This window comes from Pseudoalteromonas sp. CF6-2 (assembly GCF_021729425.1).
GTDB lineage: Bacteria > Pseudomonadota > Gammaproteobacteria > Enterobacterales > Alteromonadaceae > Pseudoalteromonas > Pseudoalteromonas arabiensis.
Window position 1 is genome coordinate 1,360,082 of sequence record NZ_CP091442.1, and the last position, 26,739, is coordinate 1,386,820.

Annotated in this window: 24 protein-coding genes and 7 tRNA genes; 23 read left to right on the top strand and 8 right to left on the bottom strand. The window is 41.9% G+C overall.

Going from position 1 to position 26,739, the window contains the following annotated elements; genetic code table 11:
* Nucleotides 1–11: 11 nt before the first annotated feature.
* The 8 genes from L3Q70_RS06300 to L3Q70_RS06335 all read left to right on the top strand — a co-directional run bounded on the left by L3Q70_RS06300 (nucleotide 12) and on the right by L3Q70_RS06335 (nucleotide 8,777).
* A complete protein-coding gene (locus L3Q70_RS06300; protein ID WP_193988630.1) occupies nucleotides 12–1,265 on the top strand; it encodes a DUF819 family protein in 1,254 nt (417 codons plus the stop codon).
* A gap of 9 nt (nucleotides 1,266–1,274) precedes the next feature.
* Nucleotides 1,275–2,129 (top strand): 3-deoxy-8-phosphooctulonate synthase, encoded by an 855-nt coding sequence (gene kdsA, locus L3Q70_RS06305; RefSeq protein WP_062570674.1) that lies wholly within the window; start codon nucleotides 1,275–1,277, stop codon nucleotides 2,127–2,129.
* A gap of 98 nt (nucleotides 2,130–2,227) precedes the next feature.
* A complete protein-coding gene (locus L3Q70_RS06310) occupies nucleotides 2,228–3,124 on the top strand; it encodes a transcriptional regulator GcvA (RefSeq protein ID WP_062570675.1) in 897 nt (298 codons plus the stop codon).
* Nucleotide 3,125: 1 nt separating this feature from the next.
* Nucleotides 3,126–3,770, top strand: coding sequence for an alpha/beta family hydrolase (locus L3Q70_RS06315; protein ID WP_062570676.1), 645 nt, complete (start codon nucleotides 3,126–3,128; stop codon nucleotides 3,768–3,770).
* Nucleotides 3,767–4,135, top strand: a complete 369-nt coding sequence (locus L3Q70_RS06320) for a DUF423 domain-containing protein (RefSeq protein ID WP_062570677.1) — start codon at nucleotides 3,767–3,769, stop codon at nucleotides 4,133–4,135. Before L3Q70_RS06315 ends, L3Q70_RS06320 begins: the two co-directional genes overlap by 4 nt.
* Nucleotides 4,136–4,144: 9 nt before the next feature.
* Entirely contained in the window at nucleotides 4,145–5,230 is a 1,086-nt protein-coding gene (gene rlmM / locus L3Q70_RS06325; protein WP_062570678.1) for a 23S rRNA (cytidine(2498)-2'-O)-methyltransferase RlmM, read from the top strand.
* 14 nt (nucleotides 5,231–5,244) lie between these two features.
* Entirely contained in the window at nucleotides 5,245–8,280 is a 3,036-nt protein-coding gene (locus L3Q70_RS06330) for a cadherin-like domain-containing protein (RefSeq protein ID WP_237115093.1), read from the top strand.
* On the top strand, nucleotides 8,277–8,777 hold the full coding sequence (locus tag L3Q70_RS06335) for a hypothetical protein (protein WP_062570680.1): 501 nt from the start codon (nucleotides 8,277–8,279) through the stop codon (nucleotides 8,775–8,777). Before L3Q70_RS06330 ends, L3Q70_RS06335 begins: the two co-directional genes overlap by 4 nt.
* 30 nt (nucleotides 8,778–8,807) lie before the next feature.
* Here the strand turns inward: L3Q70_RS06335 and cysZ are convergent, their stop codons facing one another.
* Complete coding sequence (cysZ, locus tag L3Q70_RS06340) at nucleotides 8,808–9,536, bottom strand: sulfate transporter CysZ (RefSeq protein WP_062570681.1); 729 nt, start codon at nucleotides 9,534–9,536, stop codon at nucleotides 8,808–8,810.
* Between the two features lie 237 nt (nucleotides 9,537–9,773).
* Here cysZ and L3Q70_RS06345 point away from each other — a divergent pair, with 237 nt between their 5' ends.
* The 3 genes from L3Q70_RS06345 to speB all read left to right on the top strand — a co-directional run bounded on the left by L3Q70_RS06345 (nucleotide 9,774) and on the right by speB (nucleotide 13,268).
* The gene (locus L3Q70_RS06345; RefSeq protein ID WP_062570682.1) at nucleotides 9,774–10,235 is read left to right on the top strand and encodes a GNAT family N-acetyltransferase; all 462 of its coding nucleotides are present in this window, start codon (nucleotides 9,774–9,776) and stop codon (nucleotides 10,233–10,235) included.
* Between the two features lie 192 nt (nucleotides 10,236–10,427).
* Nucleotides 10,428–12,341, top strand: coding sequence for a biosynthetic arginine decarboxylase (gene speA / locus L3Q70_RS06350; RefSeq protein WP_193988634.1), 1,914 nt, complete (start codon nucleotides 10,428–10,430; stop codon nucleotides 12,339–12,341).
* 3 nt (nucleotides 12,342–12,344) lie between these two features.
* Entirely contained in the window at nucleotides 12,345–13,268 is a 924-nt protein-coding gene (speB, locus tag L3Q70_RS06355) for an agmatinase (RefSeq protein ID WP_237115094.1), read from the top strand.
* 55 nt (nucleotides 13,269–13,323) lie between these two features.
* Here the strand turns inward: speB and L3Q70_RS06360 are convergent, their stop codons facing one another.
* Nucleotides 13,324–14,910, bottom strand: a complete 1,587-nt coding sequence (locus tag L3Q70_RS06360) for a LysM peptidoglycan-binding domain-containing protein (RefSeq protein ID WP_237115095.1) — start codon at nucleotides 14,908–14,910, stop codon at nucleotides 13,324–13,326.
* 146 nt (nucleotides 14,911–15,056) lie between these two features.
* Nucleotides 15,057–15,830 (bottom strand): hydroxyacylglutathione hydrolase, encoded by a 774-nt coding sequence (gene gloB, locus L3Q70_RS06365; protein ID WP_062570686.1) that lies wholly within the window; start codon nucleotides 15,828–15,830, stop codon nucleotides 15,057–15,059.
* 53 nt (nucleotides 15,831–15,883) lie between these two features.
* On the opposite strand from gloB, the gene L3Q70_RS06370 reads away from it, so the two are divergent.
* Complete coding sequence (locus tag L3Q70_RS06370) at nucleotides 15,884–16,642, top strand: class I SAM-dependent methyltransferase (protein ID WP_237115096.1); 759 nt, start codon at nucleotides 15,884–15,886, stop codon at nucleotides 16,640–16,642.
* Here the strand turns inward: L3Q70_RS06370 and L3Q70_RS06375 are convergent.
* Both L3Q70_RS06375 and rnhA read right to left on the bottom strand, forming a co-directional pair.
* Nucleotides 16,613–17,476, bottom strand: a complete 864-nt coding sequence (locus tag L3Q70_RS06375) for an MBL fold metallo-hydrolase (RefSeq protein WP_062570688.1) — start codon at nucleotides 17,474–17,476, stop codon at nucleotides 16,613–16,615. The genes L3Q70_RS06370 and L3Q70_RS06375 overlap by 30 nt on opposite strands.
* 90 nt (nucleotides 17,477–17,566) lie before the next feature.
* A complete protein-coding gene (gene rnhA / locus L3Q70_RS06380) occupies nucleotides 17,567–18,034 on the bottom strand; it encodes a ribonuclease HI (protein WP_062570689.1) in 468 nt (155 codons plus the stop codon).
* Nucleotides 18,035–18,102: 68 nt separating this feature from the next.
* Here rnhA and dnaQ point away from each other — a divergent pair, with 68 nt between their 5' ends.
* The 9 genes from dnaQ (at nucleotide 18,103) to L3Q70_RS06425 (ending at nucleotide 21,048) form a co-directional block, all read left to right on the top strand.
* On the top strand, nucleotides 18,103–18,813 hold the full coding sequence (gene dnaQ, locus L3Q70_RS06385) for a DNA polymerase III subunit epsilon (RefSeq protein WP_193988638.1): 711 nt from the start codon (nucleotides 18,103–18,105) through the stop codon (nucleotides 18,811–18,813).
* A gap of 54 nt (nucleotides 18,814–18,867) precedes the next feature.
* A complete protein-coding gene (locus L3Q70_RS06390) occupies nucleotides 18,868–20,196 on the top strand; it encodes a TIGR03503 family protein (protein ID WP_228074469.1) in 1,329 nt (442 codons plus the stop codon).
* A 98-nt stretch (nucleotides 20,197–20,294) separates the two neighbouring features.
* Nucleotides 20,295–20,371, top strand: a tRNA-Asp gene (locus L3Q70_RS06395).
* Between the two features lie 27 nt (nucleotides 20,372–20,398).
* Nucleotides 20,399–20,475: transfer RNA gene (locus L3Q70_RS06400), tRNA-Asp, on the top strand.
* 41 nt (nucleotides 20,476–20,516) lie between these two features.
* Nucleotides 20,517–20,593, top strand: a tRNA-Asp gene (locus tag L3Q70_RS06405).
* Nucleotides 20,594–20,624: 31 nt separating this feature from the next.
* Nucleotides 20,625–20,701 (top strand) — tRNA-Asp (locus L3Q70_RS06410).
* Between the two features lie 41 nt (nucleotides 20,702–20,742).
* Nucleotides 20,743–20,819: transfer RNA gene (locus tag L3Q70_RS06415), tRNA-Asp, on the top strand.
* Between the two features lie 25 nt (nucleotides 20,820–20,844).
* Nucleotides 20,845–20,921: transfer RNA gene (locus L3Q70_RS06420), tRNA-Asp, on the top strand.
* 50 nt (nucleotides 20,922–20,971) lie between these two features.
* Nucleotides 20,972–21,048, top strand: a tRNA-Asp gene (locus tag L3Q70_RS06425).
* A 235-nt stretch (nucleotides 21,049–21,283) separates the two neighbouring features.
* Here the strand turns inward: L3Q70_RS06425 and L3Q70_RS06430 are convergent.
* Entirely contained in the window at nucleotides 21,284–21,748 is a 465-nt protein-coding gene (locus L3Q70_RS06430; protein WP_062570692.1) for a sel1 repeat family protein, read from the bottom strand.
* A gap of 121 nt (nucleotides 21,749–21,869) precedes the next feature.
* On the opposite strand from L3Q70_RS06430, the gene L3Q70_RS06435 reads away from it, so the two are divergent.
* Nucleotides 21,870–23,162 carry an NCS2 family permease gene (locus L3Q70_RS06435; protein ID WP_193988640.1) on the top strand — a complete coding sequence of 431 codons (1,293 nt, stop codon included), beginning with the start codon at nucleotides 21,870–21,872 and terminating at the stop codon, nucleotides 23,160–23,162.
* A gap of 39 nt (nucleotides 23,163–23,201) precedes the next feature.
* On the opposite strand, the gene L3Q70_RS06440 is transcribed toward L3Q70_RS06435, so the two are convergent.
* Nucleotides 23,202–23,960, bottom strand: coding sequence for a hypothetical protein (locus L3Q70_RS06440; RefSeq protein ID WP_062570694.1), 759 nt, complete (start codon nucleotides 23,958–23,960; stop codon nucleotides 23,202–23,204).
* A gap of 320 nt (nucleotides 23,961–24,280) precedes the next feature.
* Here L3Q70_RS06440 and cysB point away from each other — a divergent pair, with 320 nt between their 5' ends.
* Entirely contained in the window at nucleotides 24,281–25,258 is a 978-nt protein-coding gene (gene cysB, locus L3Q70_RS06445) for an HTH-type transcriptional regulator CysB (protein WP_062570695.1), read from the top strand.
* Nucleotides 25,259–25,304: 46 nt separating this feature from the next.
* Here cysB and L3Q70_RS06450 read toward each other — a convergent pair whose 3' ends face one another.
* Nucleotides 25,305–26,681, bottom strand: a complete 1,377-nt coding sequence (locus tag L3Q70_RS06450; RefSeq protein ID WP_054551617.1) for an L-serine ammonia-lyase — start codon at nucleotides 26,679–26,681, stop codon at nucleotides 25,305–25,307.
* Nucleotides 26,682–26,739 lie beyond the last annotated feature (58 nt).

Sequence of the window (26,739 nt, forward strand, 5' to 3'; positions counted from 1 at the left end):
AAGGAACACTTATGACTGACGCCCACAGTGCGCTAATTACCAATGACGCAGTCGTACTTGGTTTACTCGCCGTTATTTTAGGGTTTGTTTTTAGAACCTCGCATAGTAACAATGCAGCATGCCAAAAATTTTATAAATACGTCCCCGCTTTACTGCTTTGCTACTTTTTGCCATCATTATTAAATACCTTTGGAATTGTTGATGGTCATTCATCAAACGTTTACTACGTGGCATCCCGCTATTTACTTCCAGCCTGTTTAATTTTATTAACCATCAGTATCGACTTAAAGGCTATCTTAAACTTAGGCCCGAAAGCGTTGATCATGTTTTTAACGGGGACCATGGGTATCGTTATTGGCGGACCTCTTGCCATTTTAGTGATGAGCGCCGTTTATCCTGAAGCGGTTGGCGGACATGGTCCTGATGCCGTATGGCGTGGCATGACAACCATTGCGGGCAGCTGGATTGGTGGCGGTGCTAACCAAGCCTCTATGAAAGAGATGTTCGAAGTAGGCGGTGATATATTCTCGGCTATGGTGACTGTTGATGTCATTGTGGCGAACTTATGGATGGCTGTATTACTACTCATGGCGGCTAATCATAAAGCGATTGATGCTAAAACAGGGGCTGATACCCGTGCAATTGAAGATCTAAAAGAGCGCGTAGAAAAGTATCACGCTGAGCATGCACGTATGCCAACGCTCAATGATTATATGACGATTATTGCGATAGCCTTTGGTATTACAGGTCTTGCGCATTTTTGTGCTGACTTTTTAGGCCCGTACTTCGGTGCTAACTTCCCTTGGGCACAGGAGTATAGTTTAAATAGCAAGTTCTTTTGGTTAATCGTGATCTCGACCACTATCGGGATTAGTTTATCGTTTACTAAAGTTCGCCATATTGAAGCATTTGGCGCCTCAAAGGTTGCATCAAGCTTTTTATATATTCTTGTGGCCTCGATTGGCTTACATATGAATATTACCGCTATTTTCGACTCGCCTATGTACTTTGTACTAGGTGTGATTTGGATGCTAACACATGCAAGCTTGATGTTGATTGTGGCTAAATTAATCAAAGCGCCGCTGTTTTATATGGCTGTGGGTTCACAAGCTAATGTTGGTGGTGCTGCATCAGCACCTGTGGTTGCCTCTGCGTTCCATCCATCGCTGGCACCGGTTGGTGTGTTACTTGCGGTTTTGGGCTATGGTGTAGGTACTTACATGGCTTATATTTGTGGTTTAATGCTACAAGCTGTTTCACCTTAAGGAATAGAAATGAACAACCAGTTAATTAAAATTAACGAGATTGAATTAGCAAACAACAAACCATTTGTGTTGTTTGGTGGTATGAATGTACTTGAATCACGTGATTTAGCAATGCGTATTGCGGAGCATTATGTTGAAGTAACTTCAAAGCTGAACATCCCATATGTATTTAAAGCCTCTTTTGATAAAGCGAATCGCTCGTCAATTAATTCATATCGTGGTCCAGGTATGGAAGAGGGCTTAAAAATCTTTGAAGAGATTAAATCTACTTTTAATGTGCCACTTATTACTGATGTACACGAACCACATCAAGCAGCACCAGTTGCTGAGGTGGTTGATATTATTCAGTTGCCAGCATTCCTTGCCCGCCAAACTGACCTAGTAGTTGCTATGGCAAAAACAGGTGCCATTATCAATGTGAAAAAACCACAGTTTTTAGCACCGCACGAAATGCGCCATATCATTAAGAAATTTAATGATGCAGGTAATAACAATGTTGCATTATGCGAGCGCGGCACTAGCTTTGGTTATAACAACCTAGTGGTTGATATGCTAGGTATGGATGATATGAAGCCAATGGCACCAGTTATTTTTGATGCTACGCATGCATTGCAACGCCCAGGTGGTCGTGCTGACTCGGCGGATGGGCGTCGCGCTCAGGCGGCAGAGCTTGCGCGTAGTGGCATGGCACTAGGCCTTGCGGGTCTTTTCATTGAAGCGCACCCTAACCCAAATGAAGCAAAATGTGATGGCCCTTGTGCACTTGCATTAAGTAAGCTAGAAGGCTACTTAACACAAATGAAAGCTGTGGATGAGCTTATTAAAAGCTTTGCACCATTAGATACCAGTGCCAATGACTTGTAATATTTAATTAGTTGATGAGAAGGCGACTATGGTCGCCTTTTTTTATTTGTGTCGCTATAATCGATGCATAAGAAAAACTAATTCTAAGCTTGGTGTTTATGTCTCGTCGTTTACCTCCATTAAATGCATTAAAAGCATTCGAAGCTGCTGCACGCCACTTAAGCTTCACCAAAGCTGCGGAAGAGCTTTATGTAACCCAAGCTGCCGTTAGTCATCAAATTAAAACCCTTGAAGAACATTTGGGTTTAAAACTCTTCCTGCGTAAAAATCGCTCTTTACTATTAACCGAAGAAGGCCAGGGCTACTTTTTAGATATTAAAGAGATTTTTACTCAACTAATTGATGCTACAGAAAAACTACTAGCAAGAGGAGCTAAAGGCTCTTTAACGGTAAGTTTGACACCAAGTTTTGCAATTCAATGGTTGGTACCAAGGCTTAGTTTATTTAATGAGTTACATCCTGAGATAGATGTACGGATTAAAGCACAGGATCAGGACGAGAATTCTCTGTCGGATGATGTCGATATTGCCATCTACTATGGCCGTGGCCATTGGAGTGGGGTGCAAACTTATAAGCTTCATACTGAATACCTTGTGCCTCTATGTAGCCCTTTGCTGTTAACCGGTCCTAAACCACTTGATCAACCAAGTGACTTGGCGAATCACACATTGCTTCATGATACGACTCGTAAAAATTGGAAAACGTGGATGAAAACGGCGGGTGTGCGTAATGTGCAAGTTAATCAGGGCCCGATCTTTAGTCATTCATCAATGGTTTTACAGGCAGCGGTTCATGGTCAAGGTGTGGCAATAGGTAATAGCGTGCTTGCTAAACCTGATATTGATGCAGGGCGTTTGGTTATTCCATTTAGTCACGCTATGGTCAGTAAAAATGCCTACTATTTAGTTATAAGAGAGTCTCAAACAGAGCTAGGCAAAATAGTTTCATTTAAAGATTGGATGCTGAGTCTAGTTGAACAAGAACAAGAGTATTAACATGTTGCAGTGGTTTAAAAGCACAGGTAATAGAGCCTGTGCACAATTTATATTTGCTCATGGTGCCGGTGCAGGCAGCGATAGCGAGTTTATGCAAACAATGGCGAAGCTCATTAGTCAGCAAGGTATTGATGTGGCGTTATTTGATTTCCAATACATGCAAATTGCCAAAGAGACTGGCAAACGCAGACCGCCAGATCGAGCCCCCAAGCTGCTTGCATATTTTGCAGAAGTTTTAGCTGAGCGTCAGTCTGAATTGCCGCTATTTATTGGCGGCAAATCGATGGGGGGCAGAATGGCTTCAATGTTGTGTACTGAACAGAACATTCCAAAAGTCGCTGGTGTTGTGGCTTTTGGGTATCCGTTTCACCCACCGGGTAAACCTGAAAAACGTCGCACAGACCATTTTGCAGATGTACCATGTCCGTTTTTAGTGCTGCAGGGGGAGCGAGACACGTTTGGTAACCAGCAAGAACTCGCTGAGCTTGAAGTGGTTAACCCGCCAGAAATCAAATTTCTCAAAGATGGCGACCACTCATTAAAGCCACGTAAAAAAAGTGGTATTACAGAACAAGAAAACTTACAACTAGCTGCGGATTATGCAGCACAGTTTATTATGAATTTAGTGGCAGGAGATGAGCAATGATCAAACTCTATTTAATGATTGGCAGCTTATTTTGCATGCTTTCGGTGATGCTTGGTGCCTTTGCTGCGCATGGTTTAAAAAGCCGTGTTTCAGAATACGCAACTGGGATTTTTAAAACGGCTGCTGAGTATCAAATGGTCCATGGTCTTGCTTTAATTGCCATTGCGATATTAATAAAGTGGGGCATCAACTTAAATTGGGCTGGTGGCTTTTTTATCGCGGGTACAGTGTTATTTAGCGGTAGTTTGTATTTACTCGCATTAACGGGCATGAAATGGCTGGGCCCTATCACCCCGATTGGCGGCGTTTGTTTTATTATTGGTTGGGCTATTTTGTTAGTTCAAGCCGCACGATATAAGTTTTAAGGGTTATCTATGTCGAGTGTAGTTATTTATTGTCGCAGTGGTTTTGAAAATGATGCCGCTGCTGAAATTACTTTTCAAGCTGCTGAACAAGGATTTGCAGGTTACGTAAAAACGAAACCAAATACAGGGATTGTTGTTTACGAATGTTTTGATGCGAGCCACGGCGATGAAATCATTAAAAAAGTAGATTTCAAAAATATGGTTTTCGCGCGTCAATGGTTTACTGGCATCTTAGTGGATAATATGCCACTTGAAGATCGTGTTAGTGCTATTGTTGATGCTGCCGTTGATTTTCCTGAATGTGGAGACTTACGCGTAGAAACACCCGATACCAATGAGGGGAAAGAGCTATCTAAATTTTGTAAGAAGATATCTACTCCCCTTAAAAAAACACTTGAAAAGCGCTCGAAGGTGACACGCCAGTTGGCAGATAAAAAGCCCGTTATGCATGTTGCGTTTTTAACAAATGATTCTGCTTACGTTGGTTATTCATATACATTCAATAACTCGCCCTTTTTTATGGGGATACCACGTTTACGTATGCCAAGTGATGCACCAAGCCGTTCTACACTCAAGTTAGATGAAGCGTTTAATGTATTTATTCCACCTCATGAAGCTGAGGATCGTGTGCAAGCGGGGATGCGAGGTGTTGATTTAGGTGCTTGCCCAGGTGGTTGGACTTATCAATTGGTACGTCGCGGCATGTTTGTGAGTGCTATCGATAATGGGCCAATGAATGATGAACTAATGGAAACGGGACAAGTTAAGCATTTCCGTGTTGATGGTTTTAAGTATCGTCCCGAAAAGCGGAATATTAGCTGGTTAGTTTGCGATATGGTGGAAAAGCCAGTGAAAGTTACTAATCTTATGATTGATTGGGCGGTAAATGCCTACGCAAAAGAGCTTATTTTTAATCTGAAATTACCAATGAAAAAGCGCTTTGACAGTGTCTATGAATGCTTGAAGTTGATTAAAGAAGAGCTTGAAAAATACGGCGTAAGTTATGAACTCCAAGCGAAGCATCTGTATCATGATCGTGAAGAAGTGACTGTACATTTAAATGTCATTAAGGTGCCGCAAAGCTTATACAGTTAAAGAGAGGATAGAAAATGGGTAATAAACGATTAACGCTCTGCTTGTATGCTTTATTTCCCATTTTCTTAACAGCCTGTGGGGGCGGCGGCGGTGATAGTGATACGCCAACTACCCCAGCTCCCACAACCAATCAATCTCCTCAGGTTTCAATTTCGGGAGAGCAAAACCTCCAAGAAGGGCAAATAAGTTCCCTTAGCGCAACAGCCACAGACTCAGATGGCACTATTGCAAATTACAGCTGGTCACAAACACAAGGGCCAACCAGCATTTTCACTTTTAACGCTGCTGTACTTAACTTTACTGCGCCAGATGTTGAAAGTGATACGACGATTACTTTTCAGGTGATGGTAACTGATAATGATGGGGCCTCGGCCTCGGCAAATTATACGATTAATATTCAAAATGATACCAATGCGGCACCTATAATTAGTAGTGAACCGATAGCTGATATTACTGAATTGAGTGAAGTATCAATCCAAGTAAGTGCTGTAGATAGTGATGGCAGTATTGTATCGATTGAATGGCAGCAGCTGCGTGGCCCTGTTATTAACTTTACACAAACTGGCCAGATAATCAATTTTACAGCACCAGAAGTACCAAGCACGAGTGAAGTGGAGTTTTTAGTTACAGCAACGGATGACAGGGGAGCATCGTCTGAGCTGCCGATCACTTTTATGATTGTGAATGTTAATAAAGCACCAATCCTTAACGATACTAACTTTGTCTCAGAGTTTAACCAAAGCAGTGAGTTCACACTTAACGTTCAAGATCCAGATAATGACGAGCTGACGGTGAGTTTTGCATCAGACCTTGATGGTGCTACGATAACAGTTGTTGATGCAGCGAGTTTTACTTACCAATATACACCTGCGATTAACCGTATTTCGCAGGCACCCATTAGCGTGAGTGTGTCGGATGGCATTGCCACGACACAAGCAACGATCAATGTAGCAATTATAGATAGCACTGCTGCGACAATTATCAATGTTAATCCGCAAAATAACAGCCAAGCTGTGAGCGTAAACGCAAGTTTATCGATTGATTTTTCTGATGTGATGAAAACCAGCAGCTTATCAGTGAATGAAACGGCAGGGGGGTGTGTAGGCTCGTTGCAATTATCGGATGATGATTTTAGTTCTTGCTTGGCAATTTCCTCTTTGAATTTGTCCGGTCCAGAGTCAGATACCAATACCTATTTTAATGGCGTGACGTTTTCACCAGCACTACAGCAAAATAGAACGTATAAATTGCGAGTAACAGAAGATTTAGTCAATTTTGATGATACTGCCATCAATGCGCAAGAAATAACTGAATTTAGCACTGGCAGTGGTGACTTAGTAATTACGGAGGTGGTTGCAATTCGCTTTGGAACAGATGCTCCTTGGTTTGAAGTCTACAATGGCACTGGCAGTGACATCAATTTAGCCGATTATAAGGTTAGAACAAAGAGCCGAAATTCGAGTGATGGAAGCATAACCTCATCAACCATTTTTAACCTACCTAATCAATTAATAGAGGTTGGTGAGTATGCGATTATCCATAGTCGCTTTGGCGACGAACTTTTCTATGATGCAGCAGAGCAAAATAAATACATCGCATTTATTGGTGAAGCGGGCTCTACGATTCGCCCATATTGGTTTGTGAATGGTTTTATTGAACTTCTTTCGGGTGATGAAACAACCACCATCGATTTTGTCAGATTTGGCAATGATACCACAGAGCCTACTTCGCCAGCGCATTGGTCAACTGGCGCAGCCCCAAGTATAAATAATATAACAGGCTCAAGTATTAAGCGTTATAAAGACAGTACCGATACAGATACCCCTTCAGATTGGATTTATAGCCTCTTCACAACACCTGCTGGTGCTAATGATTTAACCTGTGAAGACGACCTTGATCAAGACGGTATACCCGATTGCGCGGAGCTGCCTGGCTCAAGCTTTGCGGGACTTCCACTATATGATTGGGGAGCGAGAGTTAATCAAAAAGATCTTTTTGTTGAAGTAGACTATATGGACAGTAGTGATGCAGGCATTATTCCGCAAAGGATAGCCCTTGAAAAAGTTATCTCGTCATTTGCTGCTGAGAATATTGTTGTTCACTTTGATGTTGGGGACTTGTATCACCAAGCAACAGGTATGTCAGTTGAAAATTATGATTTAGGTGGCGGTGAACAAGTTATATTCCGCCCCTATACGCCTTATAATTTCAATGCAGGTGTAGAAGGTTTGTTCCATTATAAAATGGCTAATTTTGATATGCGCCGCAAACCGATTTTTCATTATATGTTGATGGCAAGTAGCCTTAATGAGGATGGAAGTGTTGGTCCTGCGGGGCTGGCTGAAGTAAATGGCAACGATTTAATGATAACATTTGGTAACTGGGGCCTATCACTTGATAATGAAGCTTCACGTAATCTGACTTACAACTATCAAGCTTCAACGATAATGCATGAACTCGGACATAACCTTGGTTTAGAGCATGGTGGCAATAACAGTATTAACTACAAGCCAAACCATTTAAGTATTATGAACTACTTATACCAACTTCGGGGCTTGCCAACCATCGGCAATAACGAAGGAGATCGCTACTACTCAAGCCGATACAGAACAAACCCAAATTGTGGTGTAGAAACGTCTGAGTTGGTAAACGGTCCATTGGGTTCACCTGAGAGTTTTGTTATGTCTTTTTCGCATGGTTTAGGTGCACCTTTGGATGAAACCTCCATCGAGGAAGCAAATGGTTTGGGTTACCCAGGCTCTGTTGCTGTCGATTATAATTGTAATCTTAACCTGACAGAAACACTTAGTCAGGATACCAATGACGATGCAAGCACGAGTGTATTAAACGATGTTGATGAGTGGTCATTAATAGATCTTCGTTTTTACAGTTATTTTTCTGGTAATCGATTTGGTTTAGATTTCACAGAGTTAAACACTGTGAATAACGCAAACACATCTATTCGTCAGCGGATTATTAAAGAAGAAGCGCCGCCATTATTTATACTCGATGAAATTCAAGCTGTGCGAAAAGCGGCTGCTGAGCAATGAAGAGGCTAATTTTTGCAATTATCTTGGTGAGTTTGCAAGCGTGTGGTCCTGCAAATAATTCGCACTGGCAGATGACAACACGCTTGAATTATAACGGTTATCCAGTTAACTGGCAGGCTGAGCGTATTAAAGGTTGTGATACGTGTGAGATAAAAAAAGAGCGACTCTACGAGCCTGACGGTGTTACAGAGCTAAGTACTATCTATCAGCAAGGACAGTGGCGAGCGCAGAACAGAAAAGCCCATAAAGCGAGACTCGTTTTTGAAATGGGGGCCCAATTTTTGTTGGTTCGTAGTCGAGAAGATGGCTTAATACAGTTAGAAAATAAGCACGCCGACATTAAAATTATCACTAAGCTTGAGCAGCCTTTTGAGGTGACTATGGGGCGGAGTCGTTATGAGGCAGTAATAACAAAGTTTGAAGAGCCACGGGCTGATTTTGCGCTGTCAGAGCCTTTATCTGTAAAGTTGCATTACAGTGTTTTAAAAAGCCAGTAGGTTTCATACCCACTGGCTTTTTAATGCGGATTAATGGCGATATTTGCTGCGGTAATTTTCCACCCACAAGCGCGTGCCACCGCACACAGCGACAGGCATAACAATTAAGTTAACAAAAGGAATGGCGGTCAGAATCATGACCGCTAAGCCAAAGCCGTAAGAGAGTGTTTGCTTTTCTTTTAAATCATCCTTCATCTCTTTAAAGCTTACTTTATGATTGTCGAATGCATAATCTTCGTACTGAACCGCGTACATCCAGCAAGTAAAAAGTATCCAAAGCAATTGGCCGATAACAGGTAAAAGCCATAGTAAAATGAAAAACCCTATCGCTCTTGGTAGATAATAGCAAAGCTTTGTCCATTCTCGGCCAAGCATGCGTGGCACATCTTTCATGGTATCTAAAATGCCATCATCATTGACTTTTTGACCCGTTAAATACAGCTCGACTTTTTCACTGAGTACACCATTAAATGGCGCAGCAATAAAGTTAGTAATCACGGTAAAGAGCATGCTGTAACTAAATAAAATAACCAATACGGCAATCGGCCACATTAACCACTCTAACCAACTTAGCCATTCTGGAAGTAGTGAATTCATATAAGCGAAGCCGTCAGTTAGCCAGCCATATAAAAAAAATAATGAACTACCAAAGAGCACAATATTGATTAATAAAGGAATAAGTACAAAACGTTTTAGCCCTTTTTGGCTAATAAGTTTAAAGCCAGAAAAAAAGTATTCCATACCTTGAGTAAACTGCACGAGATAACCTCACATAATTACTTATTGTCAGCAGTATAAGATTTTCAACGTGTTTGAACAGCTCTTTTCCGTAACAAAGTGTTTTTAAGTTATGCTGTGTTGAACTAAGCGGTACGGTGCGGGGTCTGAAAGTACCTATAAAAACGAATAATGAAAACAGCACTAGAGGATCCGCTGAGGATCCTATACTATTGTTAACATAATTAACAAAAACGACATCTTGAAAATGGGAGTTTTATGCAGTTAGTCGATTTAAATCCACATGATCCTGACGTAGTAAACGTGTTTTCCGATATAGACCGACTTATAAACTCTTTATATCCAGTCGCCACAGCTCAATCGTTAAGCGTTGAAGAGCTCGCTGAGCCAAATGTATATGCGATAGGGTTAAAAAATGATGATGGTATTGTGGCGTGTGGCGCAATTGTGATGCAAGAGGGAAATCCGCCATATGGTGAGATTCGTCGTTTATACGTAAAACCAAGCTATCGAGGAAAGGGCTTATCCCGCCGTATTATGCAAATTTTATTGCATCATGCCGGTGAGCAACAAATTCCACTTATTCGACTTGAAACAGGCCCTAAACAAACAGAATCAATTAATTTGTATGAAAACTTAGGCTTTAGTCGATGTGGTCCATTTGGTAATTACAGCGAAAATCCACAAAGTTTATTTATGGAATTAGGCCTTAATCAATAATTCTTTACTGCTACTTATCATTTTAACCCACTGCTAAGGCTTACCTTAAGTGGGTTTGCCATTTAATTTACACATCAAAAATCACTCGTTACGAGTAAAAATTCTTGTTGGACTTGAATCACTATTTTTCTTTTAATGCGCGGCAACAACCCTTGCCGATTTCGGCACTACTAAAATAAAAGAGAAAGATAGATGAAAGAGACAACATCACTAGAACAAGCTCGCACGAGTTACAATGTTCGTCATTGGAGCCAAGGTTTCTTTGGTATTAATGATCAAGGTGATGTGTATGTTGCGCCAAAGGCCCATGCCCCAGAGCAAACCATTGCACTAATCGATATCGCACAGCAATTACAAGACAAAGGCTTAAGCTTGCCTGCGCTGGTTCGTTTTCCACAAATTTTACATCATCGTGTACATAGCTTATGCCAGGCATTTAACACGGCAATTGAAAATTATGGTTATCCGAAAGACTATTTGCTTGTTTACCCAATTAAAGTAAACCAACAACGTGAAGTTGTTGAAGAAATTGTTGCAAGCCAAGCTGGTATTGAAAAGAAACAATTGGGCTTAGAAGCCGGCAGTAAACCTGAGCTATTAACTGTATTAGCAATGGCTGAAAAAACCAGTGCGGTGATTGTATGTAATGGCTACAAAGACCAAGAATACATTCGCTTAGCACTGATTGGCGAAAAGCTAGGCCACAAGGTTTACATTGTTCTTGAAAAACTGTCTGAGCTTGACATGGTGCTTAGCCAAGCAAAAGAGTTAAACGTAAAACCGCGCATTGGTATTCGCGTACGTTTAGCGTCGCAAGGTAAGGGCAAGTGGCAAGCAAGTGGTGGCGAAAAATCAAAATTTGGCTTATCGGCATCGCAAGTATTGAGTGTAGTTAATCGCTTAAAAGCGTCTGATCAACTCGATTTGATCCAGCTTGTACACTTTCACCTTGGCTCGCAAATGGCCAACATCCGCGATGTCCGCTTAGGTGTCAGTGAAGCTGCGCGTTTTTACTGTGAGTTACGTAAATTAGGCGCACAAATTGATTGCTTAGATGTGGGTGGTGGTTTAGCAGTAGATTATGACGGTACACGCAGCCAGTCTCATAACTCAATGAACTACAGCCTAAGTGAATACGCTAATAACATCGTATACACCATTGGTGATACCTGTAAGTTATATGAGCAGCCAATGCCACGCATTATTTCTGAATCAGGTCGGGCGTTAACAGCGCACCATGCTGTATTGATTTCGAATGTGATTGGCACTGAAAGCTATGTACCAGAAGACATTCAAGCGCCAGCCGCTGATGCACCTCTGTTATTAAAAAATATGTGGACATCATGGCAGCAGTTAAGTGATGACAATGACGACCGTGCATTAATTGAAATTTATCACGATAGCCAAGGCGATTTAGCCGAAGCACATAATCAGTTTGCACTTGGTTTACTTGATTTAACAGAGCGAGCATGGGCGGAGCAAGTTAACTTACGTGTATGTTATGAACTTAACAAACATATGGATAACAAAAACCGTTTTCATCGCCCGATTATTGATGAATTAAATGCGCGTTTAGCAGATAAGTTTTTTGTGAACTTTTCACTGTTTCAGTCATTACCGGATGCATGGGGTATTGACCAAGTGTTTCCTGTTCTACCATTAAGTGGTTTAACGCAAGCACCACAGAAACGCGCCGTGTTACTTGATATTACTTGCGACTCAGACGGTGCGATGGAGCACTATGTAGACGGTCAAGGCATTGAAAGCACATTACCTGTGCCAGCATTTAGCGAAGAAAAACCTTATTTAATGGGCTTTTTCTTAGTCGGTGCTTACCAAGAAATTTTAGGAGATATGCACAACCTATTTGGTGACACACACAGTGCAATTATAAAAATGGATGAGCAAGGTCAGGCGCAAATCACTGAAATTAACGAAGGTGATACCGTTGCAGACATGATGCGTTACGTACATTTAGATGTAGAAAGCTTCCAGCAATCTTACGCCCAGCTGGTGGCGGCAAAATTGCCAGAAACAGAGCAGCAAAGCGTATTAGATGAGCTGCAAACTGGCTTAAATGGTTACACTTATTTAGAAGAGTTATAAGCAATGTCGACATTGTTTGACCACACAGATCATTCGTTATACTCAAACGGCATGACGTTTTTACGTCAGCCGATGGTGCAAAACATCACAGCAATCGATGCGGATGTGGTGGTGTTAGGTTTACCATTTGATTTGGCAACCTCAGGCCGTCCAGGTGCACGTTTAGGGCCAGATGCAATTCGCCGTGCTTCAGTGCACCTCGCATGGGAAGAAACCAAGTACCCGTGGACGTTCCCGTTGTTCGAGCGTTTGAAATTAGCAGATGCCGGTGATTTTACTTACCCAGTAGGCGACCCAGAGTATTTTACCGCGCAATTAGAATTAGCGGCTGAGCAAATTCTTCGCCAAGGTAAAACATTATTGGGTTTAGGTGGCGACCACTTTGTGACTTTGCCACTACTACGTGCCCATGCTAAGCAACACGGTAAAATGGCATTAGTTCATTTTGACGCGCATACAGACACTTACAGCAATGGCTCACGTTATGATCACGGCACCATGTTTTATCATGCGCCGATGGAAGGATTGATTGATGTTGATCACAGCATTCAAATCGGTATTCGTACTGATTTTGAACAGAGCAAACACGAGTTTGCGGTGATTGATGCAATGGCAGCCAATGATTTACCTGCACAAGATATCGCAGAGCAAATCAAAGCACGCGTGGGTGACTTACCTGTGTATTTAACCTTTGATATTGACTGCCTTGATCCAGCATTCGCGCCAGGGACAGGTACACCAGTGTGTGGTGGCTTAACCAGCGATAAAGTACTTAAAGTACTTCGTGCATTGAAAGGCATTAATATGGTCGGTATGGATGTAGTTGAAGTATCACCATCGTATGATCAAAGTGAACTTACAGCGATTGCTGCAGCGACCATTGCCAATGAGCTATTACACTTATGGGCTTTAAAGCATAAATACTAAATGAGAGAGACAAAGAGCGCCATTAGGCGCTCTTTTTTTATATTGGATGAAGCAATTAAGCGCTTCGTACATCAACCTTGAGTTTAAGCTTTTGCCCAGGTTGAATGTATTTTTGCCCTGCTAATGAGTTCCATTTAACAATATCTTCTACAGACACATTAAACTTGGCAGCAATGCGTGCTAACGAATCACCGCGACGCACTTTATAGGTAATGGTGCGCTCTTTGATTTGTGTAGTAGCAAGTTGTGATTTTTCCTGTTTATACACAGTGAGCTTTTGACCAACACGCAATACAGCGTCTTTTTTCAGTTTATTCCATGTTGCAAGCTCTGCAATGGTCACATCGTACTCGCGGCTGATATCCCATAAGGTATCGCCACTGGCGACTTTATGGCTAAGTTTTTTACGTGTCGCTTTATTCGCAGCCATTCGCACAGACTTAGGTAAGTGCTGACTATTGATTTCACCGTCACTGAGTGGCACAAGTAACTGCTGGCCAACACGAATAGTATTTGATGAAAGTTTATTCAGCGTTTTTATCGCGCTTGCGCTCGTTGAAAACTTTTTCGCTATCACTGATAAACTATCACCACGGGCAACCACATATTGCTGCCAACGTAGGCGATCTTTTTGCTCTGTTTTTGCTAGTTTCTCAGTAAAAGACTCAACTTTATCTGATGGCAGTAATAAAAAGTGTGGACCGTTTGGATCCGTCGCCCAGCGATTAAAGCCTGGGTTTAAGCGGTACAGCTCAGTTAAGCTAATATCAGCCATATCAGCGGCAAGTGCTAAATCAATTTGGCTACCGATATTAACGGCTTCAACTACTTGCGCGTTGATGATTGGTTGCCACTTCACACCAAATTCGTCACTGCGCTTTACAAGATCAGACAGAGCCAAGAGCTTTGGTACATACGACGTGGTTTCTCGTGGCAGGTCTAATGACCAAAAATCTGTGGGTAAGTGTTTTTTGCGGTTCTTTTTAATAGCACGAAGTAAACGACCTTCACCTGAGTTATAGGCGGCAATGGCATTTAACCAATCACCTTCTAAGGTCTTGTGTAAATATGATAAGTAATCAAGCGCTGCACGCGTCGATTGCACAATGTCACGACGACCGTCGTACCACCAGTTTTGTTTTAAATCGAAACGCTCACCGGTTTGTGGCATAAATTGCCAGATACCAGAGGCACTGCGGTGTGAATAGCCAAAGGGGTCAAAGGCACTCTCAACAATGGGTAAAAGCGCTATCTCAATTGGCATTTCACGCTTTTCAACTTCTTCCACAATGAAGTAAAGGTATGGCTCTGCGCGTTTTGCAATGCGGTCAAGGTATGCTTGATGACGTGCATAGTAATTACGCTCAGCAACTACAGGACGGTTTTGTGGCACATCAATAGATAGCTGATAACGAATACGTTCCCATACATCGTCAAAAACTGGTGGTGGTGCATCAATATCAGTTAACTGTTGGTATTGTGCGTTGATCATCAATGCATCATTGACATCACTTGGACTGGCACCACCCAGTTGCTGCTCAACATCATTATTAGCAATGTTAGGTTGTGCAGTATCAGAAGTTGTTAGTTGACAACCACTTAAAGCCAGCGCGAGTGTAAAAACTAGAGGAGATCTATACATATATACCCATACATCAGGTAAAAAAACTCGGCGAATATTACCTGCTCTGAGAACATATTGCCACTTTATGACCAGTTTATGTCAGCTTATTGTTGCAAGATGCTGATCTAAATCTATAAAATTGTAACTGAAGTCATGCTTGTTTTTTAAAAATTATCTTTCCAAGCCCTGAGACCTGCAAAGCGTTGCCAAGGTTCATCAAGATTCAAATTATTTTTTAGCTCATTGGGAAGCTCATCAGTGATATTAGGCAAGTGGCTACGTAAGAATGGGTTTATTTGTTTTTCTACACTTAACTTAGTTGGTAAGCTTATTTCACCGTTGGCGCGCAGCGAATCTACTTTATCACTGTAGTTGAGTAGGTATTCATTGTTTGGTTCAACGGCTTTTGCAAAGGCTAAGTTGGCTTGCGTGTATTCATGAGTGCAGTAGATTTTACATTCATCCGGCAGGGCTCTTAATTTACATAAAGAGTGCCACATTTGCTCGGCACTACCTTCAAATAACCGCCCACAACCTGCACTAAACAGCGTATCGCCAGTAAAGCTTAGCTCATCATGTAAGTAACAAATGTGATCCAGAGTGTGGCCAGGAGTTGCAAGTACGGTAAAGGTGTAATTATATACGGTGACTTTATCTGCTTCTAACACACCATGATTAATGCCCTTGAACGGACTGTGCTTAGGACCATAAACGGGAATGCTCGGGTATGCTTTTACCAGCGCAGCCACGCCGTCAGTGTGGTCATAATGGTGGTGGGTAATTAAAATCCCTGCGAGTGTTAAGTTTTGTTCACTTAGATAGTTTAAAACAGGCTCAGCTTGACCTGGGTCAACCACCCATGCTGTTTGTTCACTTTCATTTGTGATACACCAAATATAATTATCAGAAAAGGCTTTAATTGCTTTGACTTGCACCATGTTTAATTGCTCTATAAAGTGACAGTTAAGATACAGTATAACGAGCTCAGAAAATGAAACCAGCCCTTAGTTTTCAAGAAGGTCCTAAGCCTTACTCATGGCAGCAGTTCCCTCATGGTGACTATTTACGTGCTGAAATAGAGCGTAAGCTAGTTCCGTGGCTGCCACGCATGTTCGGTTATCACATGTTAAAGCTTGGTAATTTAAGTGGTGAAATAGCAACCAGTGAAAGCCCTATTAAGCATCAAGTTTGCGTCGCAGAGCAGGGCTTATTTACTGGGGTTATTGCCGATGTGGACGAGTTACCTTTTAATGAGCACAGTGTTGATGCCTGCATATTATCGCACTGCTTAGAATATCATTCTGATCCACACCATATTTTACGCGAAGCACATCGTACATTGATCCCAGGTGGCTATATTGTGATCACAGGCTTTAACCCGTTTAGCTTGTGTGGGTTGGCGCAGTTATTGCCTTTTAGTCGCCAAAAGCTCCCTTGGACAGGGCGCTTTTTTACGCCGTCTCGTGTAAAAGATTGGCTGAATCTTTTAGGTTTTGAGATTATTTCTGATGAGCGTTTTATCCATTCTTCTCTTGCCAGAGGTAACCGCTTATCGCGCTTTGCTGCGTGGCGCAGTTTTGGACAACAATATTTAAAACCAATGGGCAGTGTTTATATGCTGGTGGCTCGAAAACGTGTGGCTCCGCTTACACCAATAAAACCTAAATGGCATGCAAGGCCCCAATTTTCGCCAGTAAAAGGAGCGGGGCTAAGACAAACATCAAAGCAGCACTGTGAGCGGGATAGCTAAATAGCGCTGTTTACTATCCGCTTTATTTGGGTACTGACCTGCACGAATATTTAATTGAATAGAAGGGTGCAACAGCTTTGGTACGGTCAAGGTTGCATCGCGGCCTTCACGTGTCGCAATAAAGCTTTGCTTATCTCCTTTTAAATGAATATTTTGCTCACGCTGTTCTTTCACTGTAGTTTTGTTCGCAAGGGGGCGACCCTCTGGTTGGTAGTCATGACACATCCAAAGTAGGGTATCGTCAGGTAAGGCTAAAATTCGTTGTAGTGAATCATATAGCTCAGCGGCACTGCCACCTGGGAAGTCGCAGCGGGCTGTGCCGCTGTCTGGCATAAAAAAGGTGTCTCCGACAAATACATTGCCATCAATGTGGTAACACACACTATCAGGGGTGTGGCCAGGCGTGGCAATCACATCTACCGTGTATTCACCTAACCGAAATTGTGCTTTATCAGCAAATAAGGCATCAAAAGGTTCGCCATTGCATGGCATATCTAAATTATAAAGTTGGCTAAAGTGCTTTTGAACTTGTGTGATCCCTTCGCCAGTGCCAAGTTTGCATGGATGTGTGTCTTGTAATTGCTGCTTTATATAACTTGCGGCGGTGATATGGTCTGCATGGGCATGAGTTTCAAGTAGCCACTGTAATGTGAGTTGCTCAGTCTTTATGTAGCTGATGATCTCATTGGCTGTAGCAAAACTTAACTCACCACTTGGCATATCAAAATCAGCGGGTGCATCAATCAGCATGCAATCTTTAGTGCTTTCACAACTGACTAAGTAACACAGAGTAGCGCTTTGTAGATGAAAAAAAGAGTGAATGCGCAAAGCCATAAAAAGTCCTTAGTTATATGTTATAGCTAAATCTTATATCATATAACAAAAATATAAAACGGCCTGCGCAAAGTTTATTTTAAGGCATTTTTAATTACCGTCGTAACCTGTGTCTTCAAGTAATTCATTGCTGCCAGCAGCTTCGCGGGCAAGGTCGTCAACAATTTCATTATACTTATTGCCGCTATGGCCTTTTACCCAGCGCCATTCTACGCTGTGCTGTTGGCATGCTGTATCGAGTCGTTTCCATAAATCGACATTCTTCACAGGTTTTTTAGCTGCGGTTTTCCAGCCGCGTTTTTTCCAGTTTTCGACCCATGATTCAATACCTTGTTTTACATATTGACTATCGGTGGTCAGAATGACGTGACAAGGGCGGGTGAGAGTTTCAAGTGCGACTATGGCTGCGAGCATTTCCATCCGATTATTGGTTGTTAAGGTATAGCCTTTACTTAATTGCTTTTCGTGACCATTATATCGCATCACGATGCCATACCCCCCAGGCCCTGGATTACCTAAACATGATCCATCGGTGTAAATCTCTACGGTTTTCTGCACTGTTTTACCTTGATATTGTGTACAATAAAGTGATGATAGAACGATACCAGAGTCAGGCTTAAGACGATATGGCACATAGACAAATAGTTTTAGATACAGAAACCACGGGTATTGACCCAAAACAAGGCCACCGCATTATTGAAATTGGTTGTGTTGAGCTTGTTAATCGCCGCCTAACTGGCAACAACTTTCATGTATACATTAATCCACAACGTGAAATTGAAGAAGAAGCGATTGACGTTCACGGTATTACCAATGAATTTTTGCGTGATAAACCCTTGTACCACCAAATTGCCCATGAGTTTTTAGAGTATATTCGTGGTGCGGAACTTGTGATTCATAACGCAGCGTTCGATATCGGCCATATGGACAATGAGTTTGCATTGTTAAATCAAGGTTTTCCAAATACTGCCGATGTATGTAGTGTACTGGATACTTTGAAAATGGCGCGTGACTTGCACCCAGGTCAAAAGAATAACCTTGATGCACTTTGTCGTCGTTATGATATCGATAACTCAAAACGTACCTTACACGGCGCACTACTGGATTCTGAGATCCTAGCGGATGTTTACTTAGCAATGACAGGGGGTCAAGTTAAGTTAAATTTAAATCAGAATAAAGATGAAGGGTCTGAGCAACAAACTGGAGGGATTCGACGTTTAAGTGCTGACAGAGCCCCTTTAGTTGTATTAAAAGCTACAGAGCAAGAGCATGCCGCTCATGAACAGCGTTTAGACTTGGTCGCTAAAGGTGGTGAGTGTTTATGGCGGGCAGAATAGGGTAATAAAATGAAAAAACAATTTCTAGCGGGATTGCTATGTGTACTGCCCCTAATGGGCATAAGCGCGGAACAAGATAAAATTACGCCACTTGAACGGGATGGGATTCAAAATGAGATCCCCCTGCTAGAAAATCGTTTTCGCATTGATCATAAAGTCGAAAAGATTACTTTACTCTTCTTTCGTAAAAGAGGAACCCCTGCAGTTGTCTTAGTTAGGCCTGATGGTAGTAAGTACCACGTTAACGAATCATTGAACAATGATGATTTGGAGTGGCATGATGAGATGACCTATGACCTAATCACCATTTCAAAACCAATGCCAGGACCTTGGCAGGTTGTTGGTAGTATTTTACCTGATAGTCGTATTATTGTGTTGGGGGAAATTGAATTAAGCGTTGATCCTCTTCCTCCGATGCTGTTTCGTGGTGAAACAATAAAACTGACAGGACGTGTACTCAATGATGGCGAGCCAATAGAAGTCGGGCAATTCAGGGATGTTATTAGCCTGCACGTCGATTTTGTAAGTACAAATAATAGTGACTATGCAAACTTTGGAGCGGGGACGCAAAGTATAACCGACTTTAAAGATGATGGACGCGGCTTTGATGAGCGGCCTCTTGATGGCGTCTTTACGGGTGAATTTCAGTTATCTTTCCCGGCTGGAGAATGGCAACCAGAACTATATATAGAAACACCTATTTTTAAACGTACCGTAGTACAGAAACCTATTGTTATTCATGAACCGCCATTTAGCTACGACATGGCGCTTGCTGAGCAAGAAACGGATGACCATTTGCTCACTATAACCCTCAATCCTGAGCTAATTAAACCTGAAACGGTATTGCTTCAAGGAAAAATCTATTACCCAAATAATGAAGAGCAGATGTTCTCAATGGACGCAAAGCCGTCTCAAACTCGACAGCTCACGATTAAAAATTATGACTGGGGGCGATACAGTGTTGAGCTATCAGTATTTGGTAGCAATATAAATGATCGAGAATTTATGGCTACATTGCCCACCTATAAATTTGAGATTGATAGGCCAATTGAAGTTGTACCAGAAATTGTTCGCCCTGAAATTGATTTAGAAGCACAAGCAGAGCAACAACGAATCCTCGAAGAAGAACAAAGAGCATCAACGATGTTGATGATAACGTTAATTGTTGTTGGAAATTTAACCGTCTTGTTGTTAGGCTGGCTAGCAATTCGAGTTTTTGTACAAAAGAAACCGCTTAAATTTAAATTTTCTTTACCATTTTTAAAGAAAAAAAACCAAACGAGTAATGACGAACAGGCAGCCGGTGAAAAAGAAGTTGGCAAAAATGGCTCAAAAAATGATAAATCAGGTGAAATTTTAAACCTTTCGATGTCAGATGACTAAAAAACCTGTAAAAAAACAAAAAAGCCCTTGACGAACCAGAGGGTGATTCGTATTATTCACGCCGCTGTCAGGGGAGACTCTCTCAGCAACGAAAATGTGGAGTGGTAGTTCAGTTGGTTAGAATACCGGCCTGTCACGCCGGGGGTCGCGGGTTCGAGTCCCGTCCACTCCGCCAATTTTCGACAATTTGTAAGTATGCGCTGGAGTGGTAGTTCAGTTGGTTAGAATACCGGCCTGTCACGCCGGGGGTCGCGGGTTCGAGTCCCGTCCACTCCGCCAATTACTTACACAACTTATGGTTGTAAAACATTTTCCTTTGCGGAGTGGTAGTTCAGTTGGTTAGAATACCGGCCTGTCACGCCGGGGGTCGCGGGTTCGAGTCCCGTCCACTCCGCCAATAGGAAAAATAAATAGCATTTAGATACTGCGGAGTGGTAGTTCAGTTGGTTAGAATACCGGCCTGTCACGCCGGGGGTCGCGGGTTCGAGTCCCGTCCACTCCGCCACTTACTTACACAACTTATGGTTGTAAAACATTTTCCTTTGCGGAGTGGTAGTTCAGTTGGTTAGAATACCGGCCTGTCACGCCGGGGGTCGCGGGTTCGAGTCCCGTCCACTCCGCCAACAAATTAAATAGCAATGATACTGCGGAGTGGTAGTTCAGTTGGTTAGAATACCGGCCTGTCACGCCGGGGGTCGCGGGTTCGAGTCCCGTCCACTCCGCCATTTGATATCATAAACAAATTAAGTGCATTACCCCATGCACATACCACTGCGGAGTGGTAGTTCAGTTGGTTAGAATACCGGCCTGTCACGCCGGGGGTCGCGGGTTCGAGTCCCGTCCACTCCGCCATTTGTTTTCCTCAAGCAAATGATTAAACAAGTCTATATTTCAATGTGTTCTCTTTTATACTGACGACGTACCTCGTATCTCGTATCTCGTATCTCGTATCTCGTATTGAGCTAAACAAAGGCCCTGTGTGGCTTGAGTTTCTCGGTATCTTATTGGTTGTAATTGGTGCTGGTCTCATCATGTTTGAGAGTAAACTGACAAGACAGCATTAATGTGCTGTAGAACCTGACGCCTGTTAGTTGGCGTCAGATTCTCGGGGAATCAAATGAGCAAACTGTTGCTGGTGGATTTGTTCATATAAGGTTGCAGCATAACTTTGTGCATCATGTAAGCGGCGAGTGCTAATGTGCTTTCGCAAATCGTTTAGGGCTGCTGTGGCTGGTTCATAGCCTTGACTACTTGCCAGCGTTAACCACACTGCACCGTGAAAAACGCTCTGGGGCACCCCTTGCCCTTTGATAAAAAATAGCCCCATATAAAACTGCGCTCTTTGATTCGCTGCCATCGCTGCAAGGCGCATCCATTTGGCTGCTAAAGGGGGTTGATCATTTTTTAAGTAATACAAGGCTTTATTTAGTACATTTTCAACAGAGTCTGTACTTATTGCGGGCTCCCCACCAGTGTCTGGTTGAGTAATGAAGGCAAGTACATTATCGAGTTGTTGTTCTAAATCTAAGCCAACAGGTGTTTTATCAGACATAGTTTAGTTATTTTCTTGAAATAAAAGACCTTATTAGTTTAGAACATTGCAAGGTAAAATGTCCTCTAATTAAGTTAAAATATGATAAAATTAGCCAATTAATCTTAACTTAAAGTTCAACATGTTCGACAGACTCTTCAAATTAAACGATAACGACACCACTATTCGCCGCGAGACCATTGCGGGTATTACAACTTTCATCACCATGGTCTACATCGTATTTGTAAACCCTGCGATGTTAGCTGAAGCGGGTATGGATCAAGGGGCCGCGTTTGTTGCCACTTGTATTGCTGCTGCGATTGGCTGTTTTATTATGGGATTATGGGCTAATTATCCATTAGCGCTTGCGCCAGGGATGGGTCTGAATGCATTTTTCACCTATGGTGTTGTGCTAGGGATGGGCTATAGCTGGCAAGCTGCACTCGGTGCTGTTTTTATGTCAGGCTGTATTTTCCTTTTCTTAAGTTTATTCAAAGTCCGGGAGTGGATTATTGATGCGATTCCTTTAGTTTTAAAGCGTGCAATTGCAACGGGCATTGGGGCATTTTTAGCGCTTATTGCATTGAAGAATGCGGGGATTATCGTGGCAAGTCCTGCAACACTTGTACAGTTAGGGGATATAACGGCTCCGGGACCTTTACTCGCTATTTTTAGCTTTTTTGTGATTGCTGCGCTTTTATATCGCGATATGAAAAGCGGTGTACTTATCAGTATTTTATTAGTCACTGCCATTGCGCTAGGTTTAGATTTAGTTGAATACCAAGGCGTTATGTCTTTGCCTCCGTCAATCGCACCGACCTTTATGCAACTTGATTTTGCCGCTGCGTTTGAAATTTCAATGTTAACGGTTGTTTTTGCATTTTTGTTTGTAGATTTGTTCGATACATCGGGCACACTTGTTGCCGTTACACAAAAAGCGGGCCTTGCCGATGAACAAGGTAAGATGCCACGTTTAGGCCGTGCATTAAGTGCAGATAGCACTGCGACTATCGCAGGGTCAATGCTAGGCACATCAACAACCACGTCGTATATTGAATCGGTTTCAGGTGTCTCTGTTGGTGGTCGTACGGGGTTAACTGCGGTTGTTGTGGGTATTTGCTTCTTATTAATGATGTTCTTTGCGCCACTTGCTGCGATGATCCCACCTTATGCGACAGCAGGAGCGATTTTGTATGTCGCAGTATTGATGATGCAAAATTTAAAGCTGGTTAATTGGGATGATATGACTGATGCTATTCCAGTGAGTGTTGTACTATTGATGACGCCGTTAACCTTTTCGATTGCGCACGGTATTGCGCTTGGTTTCATTGCTTACACAGCGGTTAAATTTGTATGTGGAAAAAAAGATGAGATCAGTGTGAGTGTGTGGATTTTAACTGCATTGTTTATCATTAAGTTTGCGTTTTTATCTTAAAATACGACTTAAAACTTAAAGGCACAAAGAAAAAGTGGCTTACCACTTTTTCTTTGGTGCAAACAAAACATCTAAATCGTCTTGTTCTTGTTCTGCTTTTTTCTTCAGCGACGTTGCATTTGACGCTTTTAATTCAGTGCTAATTGCTTCTAAATAACCTTCCACTTCATTACGCTTTGCGTTTGTGTATTCGTCGCTGTAAGTAATTGAAGAGAGCGTCGCAAGGGCTTTTTCGAAATATTGTCTTGCAGAGCCAATCATGTTCGCTGAGCGAGCAGAAATTCCTCGTTTGATTTGGCTTTCTACATTGATCCTCAGTTGTAATTTCTCGAGGCGTTTATCTTCAACAACAAACACTTGGCTATCAAGTTTGCCTTTGCCATGCTCAGAACGAAGTACAGAGCGTAATTTTTTTATACCTTGAATGAGTGAAATTAGCTGCTTGTCATTATCTGGTAATACTAAAGACTCTGAATTACTCGCCTCAATTGGCGCACTTAATCGTTCTTTAGATTCATTAAGGCGATTTTTTAACTCTTTTGATGTAGGTGATAATTGTACCATTGAAGCTAACGCATCGTAGACTCGACGTTGAATAATACGTAAAAGATTTTCAGACATAGGAATATTGGTACTATTGATAAGTACATCTTCAGCTTCTTCAATAATCTTTTTTTGTTTGGCTAATTCTTTTCGGCGTTCAGCTTCTTGTTTTTCTTTATGCTGTTGAACCGCACTGACCCAAAGAGCAATGACAATCAAAGCAACAATGAGCATAATGATGATAGAAACGATCATAGCTAAATCTCAGTTTTCACTATCTAATTTTTTTATCTTACATTAAAAATATTACATCTGGGTAGTTTTGCGCATACTAATGTGTAATAAAGTTATAATAACTAGTTATTTTTTACTAACTCAAGACTAAGTTAGCATGTTTATTGAGTATTTTCAGATGAATCATCTCTATCGAGTTAACGTTGGATGTGTTAGCCTTAGATGGAATTGCTATAAAAAGTCAGATTGAAAACAAAAAAATTATAATGTGAGTAAATATTACTTGGCATCCTGCTTAGCAGCCTTTATAAATAAAGAATAACAACATTTACAATGCAGCCATGAAACTACAACAACTCAGATACATCGTCGAAGTCCAAAACCATAAACTGAATGTCTCAGCGACAGCTGAAAGCTTATTTACATCCCAGCCAGGGATCTCAAAACAAGTTCGTATGCTAGAAGACGAGCTTGGTGTACAGATTTTCGGTCGAAGTGGTAAGCATTTAACGCATGTTACGAGTGCAGGTCATGAGATAATTAATATTTCCCGCGAGATACTATCGAAAGTTGAGGGGATTAAAGCGGTTGCAAATGAACATACTCTGCCTGATCAAGGAAAGTTAAATATTGCCACAACGCATACGCAAGCACGTTATGCATTACCTAATGTTATTCAAGGCTTCATGAAAAAGTACCCTGCAGTGTCTTTGCACATGCATCAAGGTACACCACAACAAATTTCGGACGCTGCGGCTCGTGGTGATGCTGATTTTGCAATTGCCACAGAAGCACTTCATTTATACTCTGATTTAGTCATGCTGCCGTGTTATCACTGGAATCGTAGTATCGTCGTGGCAAAAACACACCCCCTTGCGCAAAAAGCTGATAACCTTACGGTTGCTGATGTTGCTAAATACCCACTTATTACTTACGTATTTGGTTTTACTGGCCGCTCAGAGTTAGATAAGGCATTCAATGCCCATGGGCTTGAGCCACATATTGTATTTACTGCAACAGATGCTGATGTGATTAAAACCTATGTACGTTTAGGGTTAGGTGTCGGCGTTGTCGCATCGATGGCGATTGATCAAGTAACAGACACTGATTTAGTATGTATTGATGCTAGCCATTTATTTGAAGCGAGCACCACTAAAATCGGCTTTAGAAAAGGCAGTTTTTTACGCAGTTACATGTATGACTTTATCGAGCGTTTTGCACCACACTTAACTAAAGAGTTAGTAGAGCGAGCAAGTTTATTACGTAACCAAGAAGATGTTGATAAGCTTTTCGAAAACATAGAGTTACCAGTAAAATAAACAATAAAAAAGCCGCTTTAGCGGCTTTTCTTATCGTTATTGTAAATTAACACTCAATGATATTAACCGCTAAACCGCCACGCGCGGTTTCTTTGTATTTGGTTTTCATATCATTACCTGTGTCGAGCATGGTTTTTATTACTTTATCTAGGGTCACTTTTTGCTCACCAGAACCACGCATTGCAAGGCGTGACGCGTTAATCGCTTTAATTGAACCCATCGCATTGCGTTCAATACACGGTACTTGCACTAGGCCACCTACAGGGTCACAGGTTAGACCTAGATTGTGCTCCATACCGATTTCAGCGGCGTTTTCAACCTGCACAACGTTACCACCCATTATTTCAGTTAGTGCGCCAGCTGCCATAGAGCAAGCAACGCCCACTTCACCTTGGCAGCCTACTTCAGCACCCGAAATTGACGCATTCTTTTTATATAAAATACCAATTGCGGCCGCTGTTAATAAATAACGTGTTGCAATATCACGGTCTACTTCTTTGATGAAAGTGTGATAATACATTAATACCGCTGGTAAAATACCCGCAGCACCATTGGTCGGTGCAGTAACTACACGGCCACCGGCGGCGTTCTCTTCGTTTACCGCAAGAGCAAATAAATCAACCCAGTCCATCGCACGTAGTGGGTCATTGTTTACCTCAATATTTAATTTAAGGTGTAAGCTTGGTGCGCGGCGTTTTACTTTTAAACCGCCCGGTAAAATACCTTCTGTGCGCATACCACGTTCAATACAGGCTTTCATTACTTGCCAAATATTAAACAGCTCATCTTTGATGTCTTTTTCGCTGCGCAGGGTTTTCTCGTTGTGCATCATAAGAGTTGATACACTAAAGCCTGATTCACGGCACAGTTCTAGCAGCTCTTTTGCTGTATTAAACGGATAAGGCGCAGGGTTTTCTTCGCGTATTTCGAGTGCTTTTTGTTTTTCGTTTTCGAACTCTTCATCACTGACGATAAAACCACCACCGATTGAGTAATACACTTTACTAAATAACTTTTCGCCATTTTGGCTAGCAATGATTTCCATTGCATTAGAGTGCTTTGGTAGTGTTTTACGACGATGGAATACAATTGCACCTTGCTTAGGGAAATTAGCTTTATGACTTTGGTTTAAATAAATAACCTGTTCTTTTTCGATTTTCGCGAGGATATCGTCGACTAAATCTGCATCAATGGTTTCTGGATCATAACCGGCAAGACCTAAGATCACGGCTTTACCTGAGCCGTGGCCAATTCCTGTTTGACCTAATGAGCCAAACAGCTCAACTTTAATATCGGTAACGTTTGCAAGTAAGTTTTTTTCTTCTAATTCGTTTACAAATAAACGCGAAGCGCGCATTGGGCCAACAGTGTGAGATGACGATGGGCCAATACCAATACTAAACATATCGAATGCACTGATCATAATTTGCTACTCATTTTCCTTTTAACGGCATACTACCTGCCTTTGAACGGTGCCACAT